Source organism: Achromobacter sp. (assembly GCF_036567245.1).
Lineage (GTDB): Bacteria > Pseudomonadota > Gammaproteobacteria > Burkholderiales > Burkholderiaceae_B > Achromobacter.
Genome location: NZ_DATCUY010000508.1, coordinates 1 through 5,029 on the forward strand (window position 1 = coordinate 1; position 5,029 = coordinate 5,029).

5 protein-coding genes are annotated in these 5,029 nt (G+C 69.0%); 2 read left to right on the forward strand and 3 right to left on the reverse strand.

Features of this window, described 5'->3' with window-relative positions:
* Both VIR09_RS21455 and VIR09_RS21460 read left to right on the forward strand, forming a co-directional pair.
* Window positions 1-946 (forward strand): branched-chain amino acid ABC transporter permease (locus tag VIR09_RS21455; RefSeq protein ID WP_332014685.1); only part of this gene is annotated, 946 nt, incomplete at its 5' end.
* Entirely contained in the window at window positions 943-1,707 is a 765-nt protein-coding gene (locus VIR09_RS21460; protein ID WP_332014686.1) for an ABC transporter ATP-binding protein, read from the forward strand. The genes VIR09_RS21455 and VIR09_RS21460, both read left to right, overlap by 4 nt.
* Window positions 1,708-1,723: 16 nt before the next feature.
* Here VIR09_RS21460 and VIR09_RS21465 read toward each other — a convergent pair whose 3' ends face one another.
* From VIR09_RS21465 to VIR09_RS21475, 3 genes are all read right to left on the reverse strand, one after another.
* Window positions 1,724-3,481, reverse strand: a complete 1,758-nt coding sequence (locus tag VIR09_RS21465) for a SulP family inorganic anion transporter (protein WP_332014687.1) — start codon at window positions 3,479-3,481, stop codon at window positions 1,724-1,726.
* 127 nt (window positions 3,482-3,608) lie between these two features.
* On the reverse strand, window positions 3,609-4,481 hold the full coding sequence (locus tag VIR09_RS21470) for a phosphonopyruvate hydrolase (protein ID WP_332014688.1): 873 nt from the start codon (window positions 4,479-4,481) through the stop codon (window positions 3,609-3,611).
* 80 nt (window positions 4,482-4,561) lie between these two features.
* Window positions 4,562-5,029: hemerythrin domain-containing protein (locus tag VIR09_RS21475; protein ID WP_332014689.1), on the reverse strand; the 468-nt coding region annotated here is incomplete at its 5' end.

Genomic DNA, 5,029 nt, shown 5'->3' on the forward strand with positions numbered 1-5,029 from the left:
CGCTCCGGCGGGCCGCCGCCTGCGGTTGGCCTACGGCCTGCTGCTGGCGCTGCTGGCGCTGGCGCCCGTGGCGGCCGCGTACAACCCCTATCTGGGCATCCTGCTGACCGAAATCCTGATCGCCGCGCTGTTTGCCACCAGCCTGCATTTCCTGACCGGACTGGCCGGCATGACCTCGTTCGGCCATGCGGCCTGGTTCGGCCTGGGCGCCTACGGCGCCGCGCTGCTCCTGAAGCTGGCAGCCGTGCCGATGGAAGCGGCGCTATTGCTAGGCCCCTTCGCCGCGGCGCTGGGCGCGCTGCTGTTCGGCTGGTTCTGCGTGCGCCTGTCGGGCGTGTACCTGGCCATGCTGACCTTGGCGGTGGCGCAGATCCTCTGGGCGCTGGCCTATCAATGGGATGACGTGACCGGCGGCAGCAACGGCCTGATCGGCTTGTGGCCGTCGGCCTGGCTCACCCAGGGCCCCTGGTTCTATTACCTCACGCTGGCGCTCTGCGTCGCCGGCATCGCCTGGCTGCGCCGCCTGGCGTTCTCACCGCTGGGCTACGCCCTGCGCGGCGTGCGCGACTCTTCCTTGCGCGCCGAAGCGCTGGGCATGGACGCGCGGCGCGTGCAATGGGCGGGCTTCGTGGCCGCATCTTTCGCCGCGGGCCTGGCGGGCTCGCTCTACGCGTTCTCCAAGGGCAGCATCGCTCCCGACACGCTGGCCGTGAGCCGTTCGGTGGACGGATTGGTCATGGTGCTGCTGGGCGGTTTGCAGACGCTGGCCGGCCCGCTGGTGGGCGCGGCATCCTACACCTGGCTGCAGGACGTTGCCGCTCGCAGCACTGAATACTGGCACGCGGTGCTGGGGCTGGCCATCCTGGCCCTGGTGATGGCCTTTCCCGAGGGCCTGGCCGGCGCCGCCGCCCGCCTGGCCGCCCGCTGGACCCGGAGGCGCGCATGAATACCGCCCCCTTGCTGCAAGTCCGCGACCTACGCAAATCGTTCGGCGGCATCGACGCGCTGGCGGGCGTGTCCTTCACGCTCGAAGCGGGCCGGATGCTGGCGCTGATCGGCCCCAACGGCGCGGGCAAATCCACCTGCTTCAATGCGCTGGGAGGCCAACTGCGGCCCGACTCCGGTTCGATCCTGCTGGACGGCCGCGAACTGGTGGGCCTGTCGGCCGGCAAGATCTGCCGGCTGGGCGTGGGCCGTACCTTCCAGACCGCCGCCACCTTCCGCTCCATGACAGTGCGCGAAAACGTGCAGACGGCGCTGCTGTCGCGCGACCGGTTGCTGCTGAACCCCTGGCGCCGGGCCACCCGGCATGCGGCCGAGGAAGCCATGTCGCTGCTGTCGCAGGTGCAGATGGCGGACAAGTCGGAGGAGCATTGCGGCACGCTGGCCTATGGCGACGTCAAGCGGGTCGAGCTGGCGATGGCGCTGGCGCACCAGCCGCGCCTCTTGCTGATGGACGAGCCCACCGCGGGCATGGCCACCAACGAACGCCACGCGTTGATGCGGTTGACGCGCACGCTGGCCGATACGCAGCGCATCGCGGTCCTCTTCACCGAACACAGTCTGGACGTGGTCTTCAAGCATGCCGACCGCATCGCGGTGCTGGTGCGCGGCAGCCTGCTGGCCGAAGGCGAACCCGCGCAGATTGCGGCCGACGAACGGGTCCGCGCCGCCTATCTGGGCACGGAAACGCCGCAGCCGGCCTGAACCCCGGCCCGCAGCCTCAGTCGTTCCTCAGCCCGTTGGGCTGGCATTCCCAAAATATCTTGGCCTGGCATCCCTCACAGATACCACGGTCCAGTTTGGCGTAGATCGTATGCAGCGCCGTCGCCTTGTCGGGAAAGATGTGGTCCTCGCCCAGGCGCCCCAGAAATCCGGTGCGGCGCCACATGTCCAGCACTTCCGGCCGGGGGCGGTGGAAATACAGGTCGCCGCCCATGGCCCGCCTGGCGGCCAGCTCGTCTTCCCAGACCTGCGCGCCGGCCATGTCGATGAAGTTCATGCTCTTGGCCATGACCAGCAGATGGCGCGGTGCCCCGGGTGCCGCGCGCAATTCGTGCAAACGCTGCGCCACGTGCGTGGCGGCGCCGAAATAGACCGAGCCTTCCATGCGCAGCAGCTTCAGCTGCGGGCATTCCGGCAGGGCATCCTGCTGATGCTCCAGCACCACGAAGCGCCGCTCCAGGCCGCGCGAATCGAAGCCCATGGTGCGCATCGCGGGGCGCGAGGTGCGATGCAGATAGACCATCAGCGACAGCACCGTGCCCAGCAAAATCGCCACTTCCATGCGTATGGTGATGGTGGCGGCCAGGGTGGCGGCGGCGATGATGGCTTCGCCGCGCTGGGTGCGGACAAGCTGGCGCCAGCGCGGAATGTCGAACAGGGTCCAGGCCACCAGCAGCAGCAGCCCGGAGATCGCGGCATGCGGAATCATCGCCAGCAGCGGCGCCGACAAGGCCACCAGCGCCACCAGCAGCGTAGCGGAAAACACGGACGCCAGCGGCGTCTTGGCGCCGGCCTCGTAATTGGGAATGGAACGGTTGAGCGACCCGCAGGACAGATAGCAGGAGAAAAAGCCGCCCACGATATTGGACAGCCCCTGCCCCACGAACTCGCGATTGGCGTCGATGCGCTGGCCTGAACGCGTAGCCACCGCCTTGGCGATGGAAATGGACTGCGCCAGCGCCACGATGGTCAGCGCGAAGGCCACGCTAAGCAACTCGGGCAGCGCGCGCCAGTCCACGCTGGGGATATGGAAAGGCGGCCAGGGTTGCGCCAGCGCGCCCAGCACAGACACCGGCGCGCCCTCGGTCATCGCGTTGAACCCGGCGGCCGCCAGCGCCCCTGCGGCCAATCCCGCCAACATATAGGGCTTGCGCTTGTCCAGCCGCCGCAGCAGCAGCGCCACGGCCAGCGTCGTGAGCGTCACCAGCAAGGAGCCCCAATGCACCTGCGCGATATTCGTAGCCAGGCTTGCCAGCAAGGCGCCCGCGCCGTGCGCGTCCGGCGCAGGCATGCCCAGCGCGTCCTTCAGCGCATGCACGGCAATCAGCAGGGCCGCGCCGCTGGTGAAGCCGAACAGCGCCGAAGGCGAAATGAAATGCGCCAGCGATCCCAGCCTGAGCGTGCCCACCAGCCATTGCATCAAGCCCACCAGCACGGTCACCGCCAGCGCCAGTTGGATGTAGCCCTGGCTGCCGGCGACCGCCAGCGGCGTCAGCACCGCATAGAGCGCCAGCGAGTTGGCGTTGGTCGGGCCTGACATGACGTGGCGGCTGGACCCGAACAGCGCCGCGACGATACAGGGCACGATGGCGGAATACAGGCCGTACTCGGGCGGCAGGCCCGCCAGCATGGCGAAGGCGACGCCCTGCGGCAGCACCAGCAAGGCGCCCAGCAGTCCCGCCGTCGCATCCGCGCGCAAGGTCCGCGCATTGACCTCATCCACCCACGAGCCGAACAACCGGCGCGCGACGCTCATCCCCCCCTGCATCATTCTTTCTTGTCCCTTGGCATCTGCTTTCTGATCGGCCCGCCTGCGGCGCACAGAGCCTGCGGCGGACCATCTAGCGTAAACGCTAGCGCCCCCCGCGCGCAACGCGCCCCGTCTACTTCAGGTAGCGGCGTTCCAGCTCCCGCATGCGGGCATCGCCCTGCAGCGCGATGATCTCCTTGACCGTCGGCAGGCCGGCGTCCACCTGGTGGATGCCGCCATCGCGGCGGATACGGGCGAACACGTCCCGCATCGCCCCCACCGCGGCGCGGATGGCGTGGTTGCCATAGATCACCAGGCCCACCTTGCCCAGCGCCTGGATATCGGATTCGCGCAACTGGGGATAGGCGGTGGGCACCAGCACCAGCGGCGCACGGCCTTGCCATGCGGCCACGAAGGACAGGATCTCGTCGGGCGCGCTCTGTTTGGAATGGATCAGGATGGCGTCCGCGCCGGCGGCTTCATAGGCTCGGGCGCGGGCCAGCGCCTCCTGTTCGCCGGCGCCGGCGATCAGGGCCTCGGTCCGGGCTATCACGCAGAAATCCGCATCGCGGCGGGCGCCACAGGCGGCTTCGATCTTGCCCTGGAACTCCTCGACCCGCACCAGCTCTTGCCTGCCGGAAGCGCGCAGGCTGGTGTCCTTGGGAAAGGTCTTGTCCTCCATCACCACCGCCGACACGCCGGCCGCCTCGTACTGCGGCACCATGTAGGAGACGTTGATCGCATTGCCGAATCCGGTGTCGATATCCGCGATGACGGGCACGTCCACCGCGGCGGCGATCGCGCGCATCATCTCCAGGTGCTGCGAAGGCGAAAGAATATTGGCGTCGGGCACCGCGTGGCTGGCCGACAACTCGAAGCCGCTGCCCCAGATGGCGTCGAACCCGGCCTCGGCCGCCAGCCTGGCGGACAGCGGGTTGTGCGCCGACATGGCATGCATCAAGGCGGGATCCTGCAATTTCTGGCGGAAACGGGCGTTTCTGTTCATGGCGGGAGCGTAGGTGGAAACCCGGCGCGCCGTGCGCCGGCTGCGGCCATCGTAGCGCCAATCCCGGCAGCGCCGGGACGTCAGCCCGCCTCGCCGCCGCGCCGCGCCTTCATGGCCTGCCCGATGGCGGCCAACGCGTCGTCCGGAATCAGCCGCGCCGCCATCGGCAGCAATTCGCTCTCTTCGCGCTGGATATGCGCGGCGTAGGCGTCGGTGAAATCCTGGATCTGACTCGCGGGCAGATCGGCCTGGCGGCCCGCCGCGATTTCGGCAAGCGCCTGGCGCAAGGGTTCCCAGCGCAGCGCCAGCTGTCGGTGCTCGGCAACCAGGCCGTCCACCAGCGCATGCAGGCAGACGGCGTCGGAGCCGGCCATGGACTCGATCAGGGCCGGGAACAGGTCCTCTTCCTCGTCCTCGTGGTGATGCGCAGCCGCGGTATCGAAATAGCGCAGGACGCTGGCCGCCGCGGTCTGGGCCGCCGCGTCGCTGCCGTGCACCGGCAGGTGCCCGGCCAGGCGCCCCAGCGTGGCGCACTGGCGGGAAATGCG

Bases quoted from the DNA above. Each gene is read 5' to 3' on its own strand.
- VIR09_RS21470 (WP_332014688.1), bottom strand. From the start codon at position 4,481: ATGAACAGAAACGCCCGTTTCCGCCAGAAATTGCAGGATCCCGCCTTG.
- VIR09_RS21460 (WP_332014686.1), top strand. From the start codon at position 943: ATGAATACCGCCCCCTTGCTGCAAGTCCGCGACCTACGCAAATCGTTC.
- VIR09_RS21465 (WP_332014687.1), bottom strand. From the start codon at position 3,481: ATGAGCGTCGCGCGCCGGTTGTTCGGCTCGTGGGTGGATGAGGTCAAT.